Source organism: Arthrobacter sp. 260 (assembly GCF_013116745.1).
Taxonomy (GTDB): Bacteria; Actinomycetota; Actinomycetes; order Actinomycetales; family Micrococcaceae; genus Arthrobacter_D.
Map to the genome: position 1 here is coordinate 36,798 of NZ_JABFOE010000018.1, position 18,013 is coordinate 54,810.

Annotated in this window: 17 protein-coding genes; 16 read left to right on the top strand and 1 reads right to left on the bottom strand. The window is 66.9% G+C overall.

The features are described 5' to 3' along the window. Positions 1-34 precede the first annotated feature (34 nt). The 3 genes from efp (at position 35) to HMI57_RS16665 (ending at position 1,482) form a co-directional block, all read left to right on the top strand. Positions 35-598 (top strand): elongation factor P, encoded by a 564-nt coding sequence (efp, locus tag HMI57_RS16655; RefSeq protein WP_019482818.1) that lies wholly within the window; start codon positions 35-37, stop codon positions 596-598. Continuing rightward, positions 595-1,005: a transcription antitermination factor NusB gene (gene nusB / locus HMI57_RS16660; protein ID WP_171587123.1), complete on the top strand. Its 411-nt coding sequence runs from the start codon at positions 595-597 to the stop codon at positions 1,003-1,005. The genes efp and nusB overlap by 4 nt, the downstream gene beginning before the upstream one ends. 114 nt (positions 1,006-1,119) lie before the next feature. After that, entirely contained in the window at positions 1,120-1,482 is a 363-nt protein-coding gene (locus HMI57_RS16665; protein ID WP_171587124.1) for a nuclear transport factor 2 family protein, read from the top strand. 55 nt (positions 1,483-1,537) lie between these two features. Here the strand turns inward: HMI57_RS16665 and HMI57_RS16670 are convergent, their stop codons facing one another. Beyond that, positions 1,538-2,710 (bottom strand): PrsW family intramembrane metalloprotease, encoded by a 1,173-nt coding sequence (locus HMI57_RS16670; protein ID WP_171587125.1) that lies wholly within the window; start codon positions 2,708-2,710, stop codon positions 1,538-1,540. Positions 2,711-2,854: 144 nt separating this feature from the next. Here HMI57_RS16670 and pyrR point away from each other — a divergent pair, with 144 nt between their 5' ends. The 13 genes from pyrR (at position 2,855) to HMI57_RS16735 (ending at position 18,004) form a co-directional block, all read left to right on the top strand. Further along, positions 2,855-3,454 (top strand): bifunctional pyr operon transcriptional regulator/uracil phosphoribosyltransferase PyrR, encoded by a 600-nt coding sequence (gene pyrR / locus HMI57_RS16675; protein ID WP_171587145.1) that lies wholly within the window; start codon positions 2,855-2,857, stop codon positions 3,452-3,454. Further along, positions 3,451-4,464, top strand: a complete 1,014-nt coding sequence (locus tag HMI57_RS16680) for an aspartate carbamoyltransferase catalytic subunit (protein WP_171587126.1) — start codon at positions 3,451-3,453, stop codon at positions 4,462-4,464. Before pyrR ends, HMI57_RS16680 begins: the two co-directional genes overlap by 4 nt. Beyond that, positions 4,461-5,798: a dihydroorotase gene (locus HMI57_RS16685; protein ID WP_171587127.1), complete on the top strand. Its 1,338-nt coding sequence runs from the start codon at positions 4,461-4,463 to the stop codon at positions 5,796-5,798. Before HMI57_RS16680 ends, HMI57_RS16685 begins: the two co-directional genes overlap by 4 nt. Next, on the top strand, positions 5,786-6,343 hold the full coding sequence (locus HMI57_RS16690; protein WP_225668003.1) for a hypothetical protein: 558 nt from the start codon (positions 5,786-5,788) through the stop codon (positions 6,341-6,343). The genes HMI57_RS16685 and HMI57_RS16690 overlap by 13 nt, the downstream gene beginning before the upstream one ends. Then, complete coding sequence (gene carA / locus HMI57_RS16695; RefSeq protein WP_171587128.1) at positions 6,340-7,551, top strand: glutamine-hydrolyzing carbamoyl-phosphate synthase small subunit; 1,212 nt, start codon at positions 6,340-6,342, stop codon at positions 7,549-7,551. Before HMI57_RS16690 ends, carA begins: the two co-directional genes overlap by 4 nt. Next, on the top strand, positions 7,552-10,866 hold the full coding sequence (gene carB, locus HMI57_RS16700) for a carbamoyl-phosphate synthase large subunit (protein ID WP_171587129.1): 3,315 nt from the start codon (positions 7,552-7,554) through the stop codon (positions 10,864-10,866). Then, entirely contained in the window at positions 10,853-11,746 is an 894-nt protein-coding gene (pyrF, locus tag HMI57_RS16705; protein ID WP_171587130.1) for an orotidine-5'-phosphate decarboxylase, read from the top strand. The genes carB and pyrF overlap by 14 nt, the downstream gene beginning before the upstream one ends. Before the next feature lie 104 nt (positions 11,747-11,850). After that, positions 11,851-12,180, top strand: coding sequence for an integration host factor, actinobacterial type (mihF, locus tag HMI57_RS16710; protein ID WP_171587131.1), 330 nt, complete (start codon positions 11,851-11,853; stop codon positions 12,178-12,180). A gap of 37 nt (positions 12,181-12,217) precedes the next feature. Beyond that, positions 12,218-12,787, top strand: coding sequence for a guanylate kinase (gmk, locus tag HMI57_RS16715; protein WP_171587132.1), 570 nt, complete (start codon positions 12,218-12,220; stop codon positions 12,785-12,787). 56 nt (positions 12,788-12,843) lie between these two features. Beyond that, a complete protein-coding gene (gene rpoZ, locus HMI57_RS16720; protein ID WP_019482806.1) occupies positions 12,844-13,107 on the top strand; it encodes a DNA-directed RNA polymerase subunit omega in 264 nt (87 codons plus the stop codon). A 49-nt stretch (positions 13,108-13,156) separates the two neighbouring features. Then, complete coding sequence (gene coaBC, locus HMI57_RS16725) at positions 13,157-14,401, top strand: bifunctional phosphopantothenoylcysteine decarboxylase/phosphopantothenate--cysteine ligase CoaBC (protein ID WP_171587133.1); 1,245 nt, start codon at positions 13,157-13,159, stop codon at positions 14,399-14,401. A gap of 128 nt (positions 14,402-14,529) precedes the next feature. Next, positions 14,530-15,744 (top strand): methionine adenosyltransferase, encoded by a 1,215-nt coding sequence (gene metK, locus HMI57_RS16730; RefSeq protein WP_171587134.1) that lies wholly within the window; start codon positions 14,530-14,532, stop codon positions 15,742-15,744. Positions 15,745-15,859: 115 nt separating this feature from the next. After that, positions 15,860-18,004, top strand: coding sequence for a primosomal protein N' (locus HMI57_RS16735; protein WP_346655245.1), 2,145 nt, complete (start codon positions 15,860-15,862; stop codon positions 18,002-18,004). Positions 18,005-18,013 lie beyond the last annotated feature (9 nt).

Sequence of the window (18,013 nt, forward strand, 5' to 3'; positions counted from 1 at the left end):
CCGGGGAACGATGTGTTCGAACGAAAGAGACCCTGTGGCTACCACAAACGACATCAAAAACGGCACGGTGCTGAAGCTTGAAGGCAACCTGTGGAACGTTCTCGAGTTCCAGCACGTCAAGCCCGGCAAGGGCGGCGCCTTCGTCCGCACCAAGCTGCGCAACATCCTCTCGGGCAAGGTGGTCGACAAGACCTTCAACGCCGGCCTGAAGATCGAGACCGCCACAGTGGACCGCCGCGACTACCAGTACCTGTACAAGGACGGCGAGGACTTCGTGTTTATGGACACGTCGGACTACGACCAGCTCACCGTGCCCGGAAAGACCGTCGGCCAGGCCGAAAACTTCATGCTTGAGAGCCTCATGGTCACCATCGCCATGCATGAGGGATCAGCCCTTTACGTCGAGCTGCCGCCGTCGGTGGTCCTTGAGGTCACCTACACGGAGCCGGGCCTGCAGGGCGACCGCTCCACCGGTGGCACCAAGCCAGCCACAGTCGAAACCGGCTACGACATCCAGGTTCCCCTGTTCCTGGAGACCGGCACCAAGGTCAAGGTCGACACCCGCACCGGAGACTACCTGGGACGCGTCAACGAGTGAGTGCCCGCAGTAAAGCCCGCCGCAGGGCACTCGATATCCTTTTCGAAGCGGAACAGCGTGCCGTTTCACCCCTTGAAGCCTTGAAGGCCCGACGGGAAAAGACCGACACGATCGTGGCCCCCTACTCGGTGGATATCATCGAGGGAGTCATGACCCAGGGCGAGCAGATCGACGAGTTTCTCGGTACCTACTCGCAGGGCTGGACTCTTGACCGGATGCCGGCAGTGGATCGGATGATCCTCCGTATCGGTGCATGGGAACTGCTCTACAACTCTGACGTGCCCGACGGCGTCGCGGTCAGCGAGGCTGTGGAACTGGCGAAAATGCTCTCCACCGACGAGTCGCCGGCCTTCATCAATGGCCTCCTCGGTCGCCTTCAGCAACTGAAGCCAACGCTCCTCGCCTAGACGCGTCCCTGCCCGTTTCCCGCTCCCTGCCAGGCGCGTTTCGGCATGGCCCTACCCGGCAATGAGTAATAACATTAGTTATTATTATCGGAATCACTGGCAGGGAGTTATGTGATGAAGACGAGAAGTGGATTCGGGATGGACACCCTTCGCCAGGGTGTCGAAGGACGTGATGCGACCCTGTTGGCGTCGCTCTACGCGGAGAACGCCGAGGTCACCGAAGTGGACAACGACCATCCGCCGGCGCGGCCCCGCACCTTCATCGGCGGGGAGCAGATTGCGGAGCACCTCCGTGACGTGTGCTCCCGCGAGATGACCCACCGGCTAGAAAATCCGATGGTGAGCGGGAACCGGTTGACCTTCACTGAGGCCTGCCGCTACGACGACGGCACCGAGGTTTTGTCGATTGCCACCGCCGAGATTGACGACCGGGGCAAGATTGTCCGCCAGCTGGCAGTCACCGCCTGGGGCAGCTGAGGAGGCTTTCCGGCGATTGCCCCCTCAGGCCCGGGCTGCGCGCCCACCAATCCTCTCAGGCGTTGGTGTGACGGCGGGACGCGGTGAACAGTTCGTTCCGTAGCCGGGTGACGTCGGCCAACAGCAGTTGTTCGCGGGAGAGGTTCAGTTGCCGGTCGTGGCCAGCGACAATGCGCTGGCGGGTGAACGCCAGCCGGGTGGCCGAGCGGATGAACGCCTTCATGGTCTGCTGACGGCCAAAGCGCCGCGCCCAGCCGAGCGCCTGTGAGCGCCCCCCGGGGGTAGCCAGCATCTGCACCTCCTGGCCGGTGAACCACCCGGCCTCCGCATAACCGCCCAGCCGTTTCTCGGTCAGTCGCCGTTCGGCACGCCGGAGTGCCATGATGCTGGCGAGGGCAGCGAGGAACAGGGGCAGCTGGATGAGGAAATAGAACTCGAAGAAATCGGTGAACAGCACCAGCAGGCCACCGTTCCACAGCATGTGCCCGGCGATCGCGGGAACCAGACCTAGGAGGAACGCTGGGAAAATGTAGCGTCTGCCGCTACGGGCCACCGCCAAGCCGATTACGGCCCCGAGGGCAGCGGTGAACATCACGTGGGCGAACGGCGAGAACAGTCCCCGGATCACGAACACTGACACCAGCCCACCCAGCCCGCCGCCATCCAGCGCGGCTGCGCCGAAGTACAGAATGTTCTCGCTGAAGGCAAAGCCCGCTCCCACCATCCCGGCGTACACAATCCCGTCGACCGGCCCGTCGAAGTGGCTGCGCCGGGAGAACACCAGAATCAGCACGCCCAAGCCCTTGGCAATCTCTTCCACGAGGGGTGCCTGCAGCACCGGACCAATCACGTCCGACGGGGTGGACGCCAGCGCCAGGGACAGCAGTTCAGTCACATAGGTGCCCAACACGAGGGCAGCCACCACCGAGATTCCGGCCCCCCACAGGAACGCGAACCAGAGCGCGCCCCGCGGTTCGGGGTCCCACCGGTCGATCCACATCAGCCCCGCCACGCAGATGGACAGCGGGATCAGCGCAAGAATCCCGCACAGGATCAGGGCGACGCCGCCGAGGGTGGTGCTCAGGAACCAGGCGAGCACCACCAGGACCAACGCGGCAACCGCTACGAGGAGGACATTGACGACGCCGGGCCCCCGACGCACCCCCTGTTCCCAGACCGGGTGGAGGGGCTGCGAGGATTCCCAGGGTGGCGGGGCGGCGATGTTCATCCTCACACAATAGATCGTCGTGGCAGGAGCGTCACAGAAAGGATCGGCACCCGGGGCGCGGCGCCCGCTGTGATAGTTTTGACAGCGCAACCAACCTTTAAGTTCCGTCCTGTGAGGCGGGGAAGGAGGAAGCGTCAAATGAACATGCCTGCACCTCAGTCTGAGAGTGTCCTCTCGCGTGTCGTTCTCGCCGAAGCCGATATTGACCGTGCGCTCACCCGCATTGCCCACGAAATCCTCGAGGCCAACAAGGGGACCGCCGACCTGGTGCTGCTGGGCATCCCACGCCGCGGGTACCCCCTCGCCCAGCGTCTGGCCCGCAAGATCGCTGCCGCCGAGAACCAGGCCACCGGCTCGGTGCTCGATCCCGCCGCCATCGTTGGGCAGCTCGACGTGACCATGTTCCGGGACGACCTTCGCCACCACCCGACCCGCCCGCCGCTGCGGACCCAGCTGCCGCCGTCGGGCATCGACAACAAGGTTGTAGTGCTCGTCGACGACGTCCTGTACTCCGGGCGGACCATCCGTGCCGCACTCGACGCCCTCGTGGACCTGGGACGGCCACGGGCCGTCCGGTTGGCCGTCCTGGTGGACCGCGGGCACCGTGAACTTCCCATCAGGGCCGACCACGTGGGAAAGAACCTTCCCACCTCTTCCGTCGAGAAGGTCCGCGTTCACCTCGCCGAAATCGACGCGGTGAACGGCCAGCCGGTCAACGAGGTTGTCATCGAGGGCCCCGCATGAGGCACCTGCTGTCCACCCGCGACCTGTCCCGGCTGGACGCCATCCGGATCCTCGACGTCGCCGAGGAAATGGCTGCAGTAGGGGAGCGGGAGATCAAGAAACTGCCCACCCTCCGCGGACGCACGGTGGTGAACCTGTTCTTCGAGGACTCCACCCGGACCAGGATCTCTTTCGAAGCGGCAGCGAAACGCCTGTCCGCTGACGTCATCACCTTCGCGGTGAAGGGGTCGTCCGTGTCCAAGGGCGAGTCGCTGAAGGATACCGCGCAGACCCTTGAGGCCATGTCCGCCGACGCTGTGGTCATCAGGCACTGGGCCTCCGGCGCGCCCGCCCGGCTGGCGACATCGGACTGGATCGACGCTGCGGTGATCAACGCAGGGGACGGGATGCACGAACACCCCACCCAAGCACTGCTGGACGCCTTCACCCTGCGGCGCCACTGGGCGAAGATCAACGGCATCCCCTCCCACGGGTCCGACCTGTCGGGGATGGCGGTCACCATCGTCGGCGACGTGCTGCACTCCCGGGTGGCGCGGTCCAACCTGTGGCTCCTGGTGACGCTCGGCGCGACGGTGACGCTGGTGGCGCCGCCCACTCTCGTCCCGGTCGGCGCAGAACACTGGCCCTGCCGAATCACCTACGACCTGGACGAAGCCCTCGCCGCCGGCCCCGACGCGGTGATGATGCTCCGGCTCCAGGCCGAACGGATGAATGCCGCGTTCTTCCCCTCCACCCGCGAATACTCACGCCGCTGGGGATTCGACGACGCCCGGCTGGCGGCGCTCGACACCCACGGGCTCAATGACACCGTCATCATGCACCCCGGGCCAATGAACCGCGGCCTTGAGATCTCCGCGGCAGCAGCCGACTCGTCCCGCTCGACCGTACTGGCGCAGGTGCGCAACGGCGTCTCAGTCCGGATGGCCGCGCTGTACCTGCTGCTCGCGGGCGAGGACCAGACGGGTCCCGCTCCGGCACTTCCCACCCCCACCCAGGAGAACCACCGATGAACGCACCAGCACGCTACCTCATCCGCGGCGCAGCACTGCTCGGCCAGGAACGCGCCGACCTGCTGATCGCAGACGGAGTGATCGCCGGTGTCGGACCGGGCCTCACGGCTGCCGGGGCAACGGTGATCGACGCCGACGGCCTCGTCGCGCTGCCCGGCCTGGTGGACCTGCACACCCACCTCCGCGAACCCGGCCGGGAGGACGCCGAAACCGTCGAAACCGGTACCCGCGCCGCAGCGAGGGGCGGCTTCACAGCGGTCCACGCCATGGCCAACAGCACCCCCGTCGCGGATACCGCGGGCGTGGTGGAACAGGTCTACAGCCTGGGCCGCCGGGCCGGCTGGGTCGAGGTCCGCCCGGTGGGCGCCGTCACCGTAGGACTCGGCGGCACCCAGCTCGCCGAACTCGGTGCGATGGCCGACTCGCGGGCCGGTGTTCGGGTGTTTTCCGACGACGGCGTCTGCGTCAGCGACCCCGTTCTGATGCGCCGCGCGCTGGAGTACGTCAAGGCGTTCGACGGCGTGATCGCCCAGCATGCCCAGGAACCCCGGCTCACCGAGGGAGCCCAGATGAACGAGGGCGCAGTGTCGGCGGTACTCGGCCTGACCGGCTGGCCCGCCGTCGCCGAGGAAAGCATCATTGCCCGGGATGTCCTCCTGGCGCACCACGTGCAGTCCCGGCTTCACGTCTGCCACGTCTCAACCGCCGGATCAGTGGAGATCATCCGCTGGGCCAAGGCCCGCGGTATCAGGGTCACCGCCGAGGTCACCCCGCACCACCTGCTCCTCACCGATGACCTGGTGCGCACCTACAACCCTGTCTACAAGGTGAACCCGCCCCTGCGCACCGGCGAAGACGTGCAGGCCCTCAGGGAGGCGCTGGCCGACGGCACCATCGATATTGTCGGCACCGACCACGCACCGCACCCGTCCGAACACAAGGACTGCGAATGGGCGCAGGCAGCCATGGGCATGACCGGGCTGGAAACCGCCCTCTCGGTGGTCCAGCACACCATGATCAACACCGGCCTGATGGACTGGAAAGGTTTCGCCCGCGTCACCTCTCACACCCCGGCGACGATCGGGGGCCTGGACCGGCAGGGCCGACCGCTGGCCGAAGGTGAGGCAGCTAACGTCACACTCGTTGATCCGGAGGCACGCTGGGTGGTCGATCCGGATAAAATGGCCACCATGGGCCGCAACAGCCCATTTGCCGGCACTGAGCTACCCGGAGCCGTCCACGCCACGTTCTTCAGGGGTCACCCAACCGTGCTGGACGGCCGCCTGAACACCCCGCACCCAACAGCAGCTGAGGAATCCACATGGACTGGCTAATGCCCGTCGCCCTCTCCACGGGCATCATCGCCGCCGCCATCGCCCTCGGGGTCCTGGGGTGGCGCGGCCGCCTCGCACGGCAGCGGGACGTCCCCGCCCCGCCCGAGGCGCCCGAGGAGCTCAGCGACCCGGCGTATGTCGCCAACGGCCAGTACGTCGTCACGACGACGGCGGGGGATTGGCTTGACCGGATCGCCGTCCACGGCCTGGGCGTGAAGTCCAACGCGACTGCCAGCGTCCACGAGGAGGGCATCATGATGGTCCGCAGCGGTGCGCGCGACCTGTTTATCAGGCGTGCCGACCTCAGGAGCGTCAGGCTGGACCGCGGGATGGCCGGCAAGTTCGTGGAGAAGGACGGCCTGGTGGTCTTCACCTGGGCCCTCAACGGGACGCCCGTCGACACTGGCTTCCGCACCCGCCAGGCCCAGGACCGCAACGGGTTACTGGACGCCGCCGCTGCCCTCGCCCCCGCCAGCACCCAGCCCTCGCCCAACACCCACACACCCCCGGCACAGCGTCAAAACCCCATGAAGGACACACAGTGACAGAATCCAGCCAGCCAGCAACCGAGAGCGCTGCAGTACTGATCCTCGAGGACGGCCGCACCTTCCGCGGCCGCAGCTACGGGGCGCAGGGCACTGCGCTGGGCGAAGCTGTCTTCGCCACCGGCATGACCGGCTACCAGGAGACCATCACCGACCCGTCCTACGCCCGCCAACTGGTGGTCCAGACGGCACCCCATATCGGCAACACCGGGGTGAACAACGACGACGCCGAGTCCCGCCGGATCTGGGTCGCCGGCTACATCGTGCGCGACGCCGCGCGCCGCCCCTCCAACTGGCGGTCCGAGCAGAGCCTCGACGGGCAACTCCGGGACCAGGGGATCGTCGGCATCCAGGGCGTCGATACCCGCGCCGTGACCCGGCACCTCCGTGAACGCGGTGCGATGAAGGCTGGAATCTTCTCTGGTCCGGCAGCCGCCGGGTCCGACGCCGAGCTGCTGGCGCAGGTCTTCGGCCAGGAATCGATGAAGGGTGCCCGGCTCGCCGAGGAGGTCAGCGCCACAGAACGCTACGTGGTGGAACCGTCCGACAACGGTTGGGAGGGTGAGCCACTGTTCACCGTCGCCGCCCTGGACCTGGGAATCAAGTCGATGACCCCCAAGCACTTCGCTCAGCGCGGGGTCCGCACGGTGGTCCTTCCCGCCAACTCCACCTTCGCGGAGGTGGCACGGGAATCACCCGATGGGGTGTTCATGTCCAACGGACCGGGCGACCCGGCAACAGCCGACCCCCAGGTCACCCTGCTGCGGGAGGTGCTCGACGCGCGGATTCCGTTCTTCGGCATCTGCTTCGGCAACCAGATCCTGGGCCGCGCGCTCGGATTTGGCACCTACAAGCTCCGTTACGGCCACCGCGGTATCAACCAGCCGGTCCTGGACCGGCGCACCGGCAAGGTGGAGATCACCTCACAGAACCACGGGTTCGCCGTCGACGCACCCCTCGACGGCCCCACCCAGGCCCCCGAAGCCCGGTTCGGGCGGGTCGAGGTCAGCCATGTCAGCCTCAACGACGACGTCGTCGAGGGCTTGGCCTGCCTTGACCTGCCCGCTTTCTCCGTCCAGTACCACCCGGAAGCGGCAGCCGGACCCCATGATTCGGCGTACCTGTTCGACCGGTTTATCCAGTTGATGACCGACACCCGGTCCGGTCACCAGCTGAGCAGCGACGCAAACGACAAGGAAGAAAACTAGATGCCACGCAGAACCGACCTCAAAAGCGTCATGGTCATCGGCTCCGGGCCGATCGTCATCGGCCAGGCCGCCGAATTCGATTACTCGGGAACGCAGGCGCTGCGCGTGCTGAAGGAGGAGGGCCTGCGGGTCATCCTGGTCAACTCCAATCCGGCCACCATCATGACCGACCCCGAGTTCGCCGACGCCACCTATGTTGAGCCGATCACCCCCGAGGTGGTCGCCAAGATCATCGAGAAGGAGCGCCCCGACGCACTCCTTCCCACCCTCGGTGGGCAGACCGCCCTGAACGCCGCCATCGCCCTAGACAAGAACGGTGTCCTGGAGAAGTACGGGGTGGAACTGATCGGTGCCAACATCGCTGCCATCGAGCTGGGGGAGGACCGCGAGAAGTTCAAGGGAGTTGTAGCCCGCTGCGGCGCCGAATCGGCCCGGTCCATGATCATCCACTCCATCGACGGTGCCCTTGAAGCGGCAGCCGACCTCGGCTACCCGATGGTGGTCCGCCCCTCCTTCACCATGGGTGGGCTCGGCTCGGGTCTTGCCTACAACGAAAGGGACCTGCGCCGTATTGTCGGCCAGGGTCTCCAGTACAGTCCCACCACCGAGGTCCTCCTCGAGGAGAGCATCCTCGGCTGGAAAGAGTACGAACTTGAGATGATGCGGGACAAGAACGACAACGTGGTGGTGGTCTGCTCCATCGAGAACCTCGACCCGGTGGGTGTGCACACTGGAGACTCGATCACGGTTGCCCCGGCCATGACCCTCACTGACCGCGAGTACCAGCGGTTGCGTGACATTTCGATCGCCATCATCCGGGAGGTGGGGGTCGACACCGGCGGTTGCAACATCCAGTTCGCCATCGAGCCCGACACCGGCCGCATCGTCGTCATCGAAATGAACCCGCGCGTCTCCCGGTCCTCGGCACTGGCCTCCAAGGCCACCGGCTTCGCGATCGCAAAGATCGCCACCAAGCTCTCCCTCGGCTACACCCTCGACGAGATCCCGAACGACATCACCCAGAAGACCCCCGCCTCGTTCGAGCCGACCCTCGACTACGTGGTGGTCAAGGTGCCCCGGTTCGCGTTCGAGAAGTTCCCCGCGGCTGACCCCACCCTGACCACCACCATGAAGTCGGTGGGCGAGGCGATGGCCATCGGCCGCAACTTCACTGAAGCCCTCCAGAAGGCACTGCGCTCCCTGGAGCAGAAGGGCTCACAGCTGTCCTTCGACACGTCGGTCGATATCGATGTGCCGGCCCTCATCACCGCTGCCAAGCGGCCCACCACCGAGCGCCTCGCCCAGGTGCAGCAGGCACTGCTGGGCGGTGGCACGATCGATGAGCTCTACCAGGCGACCGGCATCGACCCGTGGTACCTGGACCAGCTGGTGCTGCTCAACGAGGTGGCCGCGACCGTCCGGGAGGCGCCAGCGCTCACCGAGGAGATGCTGCGGCTGGCCAAACGGCACGGCTTCTCCGACGAGCAGATCGGCGCGCTGACCCACACCCCCGAAGCTGTGGTGCGGGGAGTCCGCCACGCCCTTGGCGTGCGCCCGGTCTACAAGACCGTCGACACCTGTGCCGCAGAGTTCGCCGCCTACACCCCGTACCACTACTCGTCCTACGATGAGGAGGACGAGGTGGGCCTGCACGCGAAGCCGTCGATCATCATCCTGGGCTCCGGCCCGAACCGGATCGGTCAGGGCATCGAGTTCGACTACTCGTGTGTCCACGCGTCCATGGCGTTGCGCGAGGCCGGCTACGAAACGGTGATGGTCAACTGCAACCCCGAAACGGTGTCCACCGACTACGACATCTCCACCCGCCTGTACTTCGAACCGCTCACCCTTGAGGACGTCCTTGAGGTGATCGCAGCCGAGGACCGCACCGGCGGCGTGATGGGGGTCTTCGTGCAGCTCGGTGGGCAGACTCCGCTGAAACTCGCTCAGGAACTGGCCGACGCCGGTATCCCGATCCTCGGCACATCACCCGAGGCGATCGACCTGGCCGAACACCGGGGTGCGTTCAGCCGGGTCCTCGACGCGGCAGGGCTGATCTCGCCGAAGAACGGCACCGCCGTGTCCTTCGAGGACTCCAAAAAGATCGCCGACGAGATCGGTTACCCGGTCCTCGTCCGGCCGTCCTACGTCCTGGGCGGCCGCGGAATGGAGATCGTCTACGACGAGGCCAACCTTTCCCGCTACATCGCCAACGCCACCGAAATCACCGAGGCCCACCCGGTCCTGATCGACCGGTTCCTTGAGGACGCCATCGAGATCGACGTCGACGCCCTCTACGACGGCACCGACATGTACCTCGGCGGCATCATGGAACACATTGAGGAGGCAGGCATCCACTCCGGAGACTCGGCGTGCGTCCTGCCGCCTATCACCCTGGGCGCCGACATCCTGCAGCGCGTCCGCGAGGCGACTCTGGCGATCGCCGACGGCGTAGGGGTCCGCGGGCTCATCAACATCCAGTTCGCGCTGGCTTCGGATGTGCTGTACGTACTGGAAGCCAACCCGCGTGCCTCCCGTACCGTGCCCTTCGTGTCGAAGGCGACCGGGGTGCAGCTTGCCAAGGCAGCCGCCCTGATCGGGACCGGGGTGTCCATCGCGGCCCTCCGCGCCGAGTATGGACTCCTCCCAGCGACCGGCGACGGTGGGGACCTGCCTCTGGACGCACCGGTGTCCGTGAAGGAAGCGGTCCTGCCGTTCAGCCGGTTCCGCACCCCCGACGGCACAGTCGTCGACTCGCTGCTTGGCCCCGAAATGCGCTCAACGGGCGAGGTGATGGGAATCGACAAGTACTTCGACACCGCGTTCGCGAAAAGCCAGTCAGCGGCCAACGCTGCCCTTCCCACCGAGGGCCGGGTATTCGTGTCGGTGGCCAACCGGGACAAACGCTCGATCATCATGCCGGTCAAGCGGCTCGTCGATCTGGGCTTCGAGATCCTGTCCACCGGCGGCACAGCCGACGTGTTGCGCCGCAACGGCATCCAGGCCACCACCGTGCGCAAGATCGCCGAGGGAACCGGTGAGCACGGCGAAGGCACAGTGGTGGACCTGATCACCGACGGCACCATCGACATGATCATCAACACCCCCTCGGGCGGCCAGGCCCGTGGCGACGGTTACGAGATCCGGGCGGCCGCTACCTCGTACGGGCTCCCGGTCATCACGACCGTCCCCGAGTTCGGCGCTGCCGTCCAGGCGATTGAGGCCATGCGCTCCTACGAGTGGTCGGTGACCAGCCTCCAGGAACACGCCGCCAACCTGCAGGCGGCAACCGAAGCCCGCAATGCCGCTCGCTAGGCCCTCGTTCGGGGTCCGGCTTGCCGCCCGCATGCAGGACCGCGGCGGCCTGTGTGTGGGAATCGACCCGCACCCGGCGCTGCTGCGCGACTGGGGGCTGGCCGAGGACGCCGCTGGCTGCGAACGCTTCGCCCTGACGGTGCTGGAGGCCGTCGGCGGAACAGCCGCCATCCTCAAGCCCCAGGTGGCGCTGTTCGAACGGCACGGTTCTGCCGGGATGGCGGCTCTGGAGCGGCTGCTGGCTGACGCTGCTGACCAGGGGGTGCTGACCATCGCTGACGCGAAGCGCGGCGATATCGGTTCCACCATGGCCGCCTACGCGGATGCCTGGCTTCGGGACGGGTCGGCCCTGGCGGCCGACGCTGTCACGCTCAACCCCTACCTGGGGTTCGAATCCCTGCGTCCCGCACTGGACCTCGCGGCCGCGACCGGCCGCGGTGTGTTTGTGCTGGCACTGACGTCCAACCCGGAGGGCGCGTCCATCCAGCACGCGCAGGTGACCGACCGGACCGGCGGGTCTGGGGCCGACGGATCAACCAGCAGCCACACCAGCGGCCAGGCGGTGGCCCGGCTGATCGCCGACGCCGCCGCCCGGGAGAACCGCGACGCCGTCGGGCTCGGATCGGTGGGCCTGGTGGTCGGAGCAACGGCTGGCGCGGCCGTGCGCACCCTGGGCCTGGACCTGGCGGAGCTGAACGGCCCCATCCTTGCTCCCGGCATCGGCGCCCAGGGCGCCGGCCGTAAGGAAGTCGCCGATACGTTCGGCTCGGCACTCCCGCTCGTACTCGGGAGCGCGAGCCGCAGCATCCTGCGGGCCGGACCTGACAGCAGCAAGCTTCGGACGGCCGCGGAACAGGCGCTGGCGGAACTGCGCAATTGATTTTGTGCCGCCTCAACAGATAGGTTCAGTGGAAGCCCATTCCACAAGAAATGCATCTACCCGAGCGTCCAGCGCGGCACGGTGCCAACTGCAGGGGAGCACTTGTGAGCTTGAAGCCGCTATCGGACTCCGAACGGACTCAAGCGCGCGAGAAGGCCACTGCGGCCCGTGCGGTCAGGGCAGATCTGAAGGTGAAGCTGAAATCGGGGGAAACCACGGTCAGCGACGTCGTCAACGGTATGTCGATGGATCCCGCGGTGGGCCGGCTGAAGGTGCTGGACCTGCTGAAGGCGTTGCCGGGCGTGGGGGATGTGCGCGCGGCAGGCATCATGAACGACGTCGGCATCGCCGCGACCCGCCGTGTGCGGGGGCTGGGTGTGCACCAGCGCCAGGCATTGATCGAACATCTAGCAAAGCAGGACCCTTCGCCCTGATCGGGGCAAGGCAGCAGACCTGTAAGTAAGGAACCACGTGTCGCAGCCTCGGCTGACAGTACTCGCCGGGCCAACGGCCGTCGGTAAGGGAACCGTATCCACCTACATCCGCGACAACTACCCGCAGGTCTGGCTGTCCGTCTCAGCCACCACCAGGCCACCGCGGCCGGGCGAGGTGGATGGAGTCCACTACTTCTTCGTGAGCAACGAGGAGTTCGACGACCTGGTAGCCACCGGCCAGATGCTCGAGTGGGCGCTGGTCCATGGCCGCAACCGCTACGGCACCCTCCGGCGGACTGTCGACGCGGCGATGGCCGATGGGAAATCGGTGCTGCTGGAGATCGACCTGCAGGGAGCCCGGCAGGTCAAGGAGTCAATGCCCGAGGCTAATTTCGTGTTCCTGACACCGCCCAGCTGGGACGAGATGGTGCGCCGTTTGGTCGGCCGGGGGACCGAAACTGAGCAGGAACAGCAGCAACGGCTGGAAACCGCTAAACTAGAACTTGCCGCTGAGCCTGAATTCGACCACACGGTGGTCAATGACAGTGTTCAGCGCGCAGCGGACGAGCTTGTATCACTGATGGGACTAAGCCCTCAGGCACGTTAGCGCGTGACCTGGTAGCCGCTGTCCCACCAACAATCTGAACCATTTACGGAGTATTTGTGTCAACACAGCCTGAAGGCATCATCAACCCGCCGATCGACTCCCTGCTGGAGGCTTCGGACTCGAAGTATGCCCTGGTGATCTACGGTGCCAAGCGCGCCCGGCAGATCAACGCATACTACTCCCAGCTGCATGAGGGCCTGTTCGAGTACGTTGGCCCCCTGGTCGACACCCGCCTGAACGAGAAGCCGCTCTCGATCGCCCTGCGCGAGATCAACGAGGGCATGCTCGTCGCCACCCCGGTCGAATCAACCGAGCAGTAGTTTCTGCTGTTCTTGTGATTGCAGCCGAGCCTAACCGAACGCTGAGCAAGTGCGCGTAGTTCTGGGAGTCGGGGGAGGGATCGCCGCCTACAAGGTGGCTTCCCTCCTCCGACTCTTTACTGAGGCGGGGCACAACGTCACAGTCATTCCCACGGACGCGGCAACCCGGTTTGTCGGGACCGCCACCTGGGAGGCACTCTCCGGGAACCCGGTCAGCAACAGCGTGTTCGACGACGTCGACAAGGTCAACCACGTGCGTCTCGGCCAGCAGGCCGACCTGGTGGTCATTGCCCCTGCCACTGCGGACCTGATTGCGCGGGCCGCCGCCGGGATGGCCAACGACCTTTTGACCGGGACCCTGCTGATGGCCCGCTGCCCGGTCCTGATGGCACCCGCCATGCACACCGAGATGTGGAACCACCCCGCGACCGTCGCCAACATTGCGACCCTCCGCAGCAGGGGCACGCTGGTGCTCGATCCCGCCTCGGGACGGTTGACCGGCACCGACTCCGGCGCTGGCAGGCTACCCGAGCCCGCCGACATCTTCGCCTCCGCAATGGCGGCTTACGAGGGCGCCAATCAGGACATGTCCTCCTCGGGTACGGCACAAGGCTCACTCGCCGGCCGGCACCTAGTGATCACCGCTGGTGGCACCCGCGAACCCATCGACCCAGTCCGCTATCTCGGTAACCGCTCGTCGGGCAAGCAGGGGATGGCACTGGCCGCGGCCGCCCTCGCGGAGGGCGCGACCGTCGAATTGATCGTCGCCCATGTGGAGGTCCCCGCCCCCGACGGCGTCGATCTGGTCACGGTCGAAACTGCCGAGCAGCTCAGGACCGCGACACTGCGCGCAGCGAAACAGGCCGACGCGCTCATCATGGCCGCTGCGGTAGCCGACTTCCGGCCGGCCGAGCAGGTCCTCACCAAGATCAAGAAACGCGCCGACGGCGTCGACCCCGTGATCACCCTGGTGCGCAATCCCGACATTCTCCGGGAAGCCGTTGAGCAGCGTGACGCCGCGGGTACCGGGCCGGTCATTGTGGGATTCGCGGCCGAAACCGGCGACGCGACGTCGGACCCGTTGGACCACGCCCGCCAGAAGCTGGCCCGGAAGGGCTGCGACCTGCTGGTGCTTAACCAGGTGGGTGACGGCAAGGTGTTTGGGCTCGATGACACTGCCGCAACCATCCTCGATGCCCGCGGCGCCGAACCAGTTGAGGTTGCCGGTACCAAAACCGACGTCGCCGCCGCAGTGGTGGCCCGGGTGGCAGCCGCGCTGGCGGGCCGAGGCTAACCAGGCCCTGGTTCGCCGGCCTGTGCGTTTAGACCCCAGTTGTAGTTCTTTGGTAAGCCCAGCCCATCAGTCACACAGTCCGTCACACAAGCCGCAAATCTGTCGGTCGAACCAAGTAGAGTGATCAAGTGAATTCAGCCAATCCCGTTCGCAGCGATCTGCGCCTGTTTACCTCGGAATCCGTCACCGAAGGCCACCCCGACAAGATCTGCGACCAGATCAGCGACGCCATCCTCGACGCGATGCTGGAGAAGGACCCGAAGTCCCGGGTCGCCGTCGAGACCCTCGTGACCACTGGGTTGGTGCACGTCGCCGGGGAGGTCACCACCGAGGCGTACGTCGAAATCCCCGAACTGGTCCGTCAGACGCTCCTGAACATTGGCTACGACTCATCCGCCAACGGGTTCGACGGCGCACGCTGCGGCGTCTCGGTCTCCATCGGGCAGCAGTCGCCCGAAATTGCCAGCGGAGTGTTCAACTCGTTGGAGAACCGCCAGGGAACCAGCGCTGACCCTTACGACGCGCAGGGCGCCGGTGACCAGGGCATCATGTTCGGCTACGCAAGCGACGAGACAGCTGTGCTGATGCCCACCCCCATCTGGCTGGCCCACCGGCTCTCCGAGCGCCTGACCACCGTCCGGAAGGACGGCACCCTTGACTACCTCCGGCCAGACGGCAAAACCCAGGTGACCATCGGGTACGACGGCGATGTGCCAGTTTCAGTGGACTCGGTGGTGGTCTCCTCCCAGCATGCGCAGGGCGTCAACCTCGACCAGTTGCGCGCCGACCTGGCGACCCACGTGATCGATCCCGTGCTGGCGGCATCCGAGCTGGACATCAGCAATGTGCGCCACATCCTGAACCCGGGGGGCGACTTCGTCATCGGCGGCCCGGTGGGCGACGCGGGCCTGACCGGACGCAAGATCATTGTCGACACCTACGGGGGAATGGCCCGGCACGGCGGCGGCGCCTTCAGCGGCAAGGATCCGTCCAAGGTTGACCGCTCGGCGGCCTATGCCATGCGCTGGGTCGCGAAGAATGTGGTCGCGGCTGGCCTGGCCAAGCGCGCCGAGATCCAGATCGCCTACGCAATCGGGATGGCGCAGCCCGTGGGCATCTACGTGGAGACCTTCGGCACGGAGACAGTTGACCCAGCTGCGATCGGCGCCGCGATCCGCGAGGTCTTCGACCTGCGTCCGCTCGGCATCATCAACGCGCTGGACCTGCTGCGGCCCATCTACCAGAAGACCGCAGCGCACGGGCACTTCGGCCGTGAAGACGTCGGCTTCAACTGGGAACTGACCGACCGTGTGGACAAGCTGCGGAGCTATTTCAACGCCTAGCACGCGCCCGCCCGGCAACGGCAACAGGGACACTTCCGGCGGACGCGCACCCCAGCAGCCTCCCGGCACCGACCCGCGCTTATCTACAGCCGGTATCTCCGGCGATCAGGGCGCGGTGCAGCTGTCCCTGCTGCAGGGATTCCCGGCGGCACCACGGGCAGCCGGCGCGCCGGTGCCCGCCGGAAAGCTGCCGGTGGCGCAGGTCCTGCTGGATTCCCCGCTGCCCCACCTGGACCGGGTGTTCGACTATGCAGTTCCCGAGGAGCTGGCGGAGTCTGCCCAGCCCGGGGTCCGGGTCAAGGTGCGTTTCAGCGGCCGGGAGTTCACCGGTTTCATCGTCGCCCGGGCGGCGACCACCGACAGCACCACCCGGCTTCTGACCCTGGGCAAGGTTCTCTCCACCCAGCCGGTCCTCACCCCTGAGGTGCTGGCCCTCAGCCGTGCCGTCGCCGCGCGGTACGCTGGGACCGTCAGCGATATCCTCAGGGTCGCCATCCCGCCGCGGATGGCGCGGGTAGACGCGGCCTTCGATGAGACAGACGAAGTGGACAGTGCCTCACACAGTGCCTCCTCGGGCAGCGCGGCGGAAGCCAGCGCTAAGGATTCGAACGATCCAGAAAGACACTCCGCCCCGCTGCTGACCCGCTATGCCAACGGCGCCAGCTTCCTCAGGCATGTGGCCGCCGGGCATAACCCCCGGGCGGTCCTGACCAGCCTGGGAGGCTACGGAGCGCGGGACTGGCCAGCGGAAATCGCTGAGGCGGTCGCCACCGTCTGGCATGCAGGCCGGGGCGCCGTCGTCGTCGTGCCCGACCAGCGGGACCTGGCCCGGGTCGAGGCCGCCCTGGCGCGGCGGCTGGGCACCGACAACTTGGTGCGCCTTACCGCCGAGGACGGGCCGACGCCGCGGTACCGCAACTTCCTGAAACTCCTGCACGGGCAGGTACGGGTGGCGGTCGGCACCCGGTCGGCGGCCTATGCTCCGGTGCAGGACCTGGGACTCGTGTGCATCTGGGATGACGGGGATGACCTGCACCAGGAACAGCGGGCGCCCTACCAGCATGCCCGCGAAGTACTGCTGCTCAGGGCGGAGCTTCAGGGCTGCGCGGCGCTGCTCGCGTCCGGATCGCAGAGCACGGAGGCGCACCGGCTGGTGGCTACCGGCTGGGCGCAATCGATCGCCGCGGACCGCGCCGAGGTCCGCCGCAGCAGCCCACGGGTGATCCACACCGGGGACGAGTTCCAGACTGCCCGCGATCCGCTGGCGGCGCGCGCCCGGATCCCGCATGCGGCGTGGAAGGCTGCCTCCGACGGGCTGGCCCGGGGGCCAGTGTTGCTGCAGGTGGCGCGGACCGGATTCTCACCGGCCCTCGCCTGTGAGGACTGCCGTGAACCGGCCCGCTGCACCGTGTGTACCGGACCACTGGCCCAGACCGGGCGGGGTGGTGCTCCCGGGTGCCGCTGGTGTGGCCGGCCTGACCCGCGGTGGACGTGCGCCAACTGCGGAAGCCACCGGTTGCGTGCCACAGTGGCTGGTGCCACCCGGACCGCCGAGGAACTGGGGAGGGCCTTTCCCGGGGCGACGGTCTACTCTTCAGCCGGAGAGCACATCCTGGACACGGTGCCCGACCGTCCCGCCGTCGTCGTCGCCACGCCGGGGGCTGAACCGCTTGCCCCGAACGGCTACGCGGCGGTAATCCTTCTGGACGGGTCGGCAATGCTGTCCCGGGAATCCCTGCGGGCGGGGGAGGACACCCTGCGGCGCTGGCTCACCGCGTCGCTGCTGGCGCGCCCCGCGAACGACGGCGGCCTGGTGGTCATCACCGCCGATGATTCAACAGCAGTGGGTCATCTGGTCCGCTGGGATCCACAGGGCGCCGCCGGGCGGGAGCTTTCCACCCGGACCGACCTGGGCTTGCCGCCGGCAGTCCGGTTCGCTGCCCTGACCGGATCCCGTGAGGCCCTGACCGCGTTTACTGCCGATCTCGATCCGGCCCTGTTTCTTCGCACGGTGGGCGCCATGCCGGTCGCACCCCAGCCAGGCCGCGCCCCGGGGGGACGTCAGGCCGGACCACCGGGGCGCCGCGACGCGGCCGACACCCAGACCTCCAGCGCGGACCAGCACCGGCTGCTGCTGTTCTTCAGCTACCGCAGTGCGCCGGCGGCGACCGCCCGGCTGAAATCCCGCAAGGCAGCACTCTCGGCGAAGGGGACATCCGAACCGGTCCACATCCGCTGTGATGCAGCGGACCTGATTTAGGGCAGTCGG

Bases quoted from the DNA above. Each gene is read 5' to 3' on its own strand.
- HMI57_RS16680 (WP_171587126.1), top strand. From the start codon at position 3,451: ATGAGGCACCTGCTGTCCACCCGCGACCTGTCCCGGCTGGACGCCATC.
- pyrF (WP_171587130.1), top strand. From the start codon at position 10,853: ATGCCGCTCGCTAGGCCCTCGTTCGGGGTCCGGCTTGCCGCCCGCATG.
- HMI57_RS16665 (WP_171587124.1), top strand. From the start codon at position 1,120: ATGAAGACGAGAAGTGGATTCGGGATGGACACCCTTCGCCAGGGTGTC.
- HMI57_RS16670 (WP_171587125.1), bottom strand. From the start codon at position 2,710: ATGAACATCGCCGCCCCGCCACCCTGGGAATCCTCGCAGCCCCTCCAC.
- HMI57_RS16690 (WP_225668003.1), top strand. From the start codon at position 5,786: ATGGACTGGCTAATGCCCGTCGCCCTCTCCACGGGCATCATCGCCGCC.
- pyrR (WP_171587145.1), top strand. From the start codon at position 2,855: ATGCCTGCACCTCAGTCTGAGAGTGTCCTCTCGCGTGTCGTTCTCGCC.
- HMI57_RS16685 (WP_171587127.1), top strand. From the start codon at position 4,461: ATGAACGCACCAGCACGCTACCTCATCCGCGGCGCAGCACTGCTCGGC.
- carB (WP_171587129.1), top strand. From the start codon at position 7,552: ATGCCACGCAGAACCGACCTCAAAAGCGTCATGGTCATCGGCTCCGGG.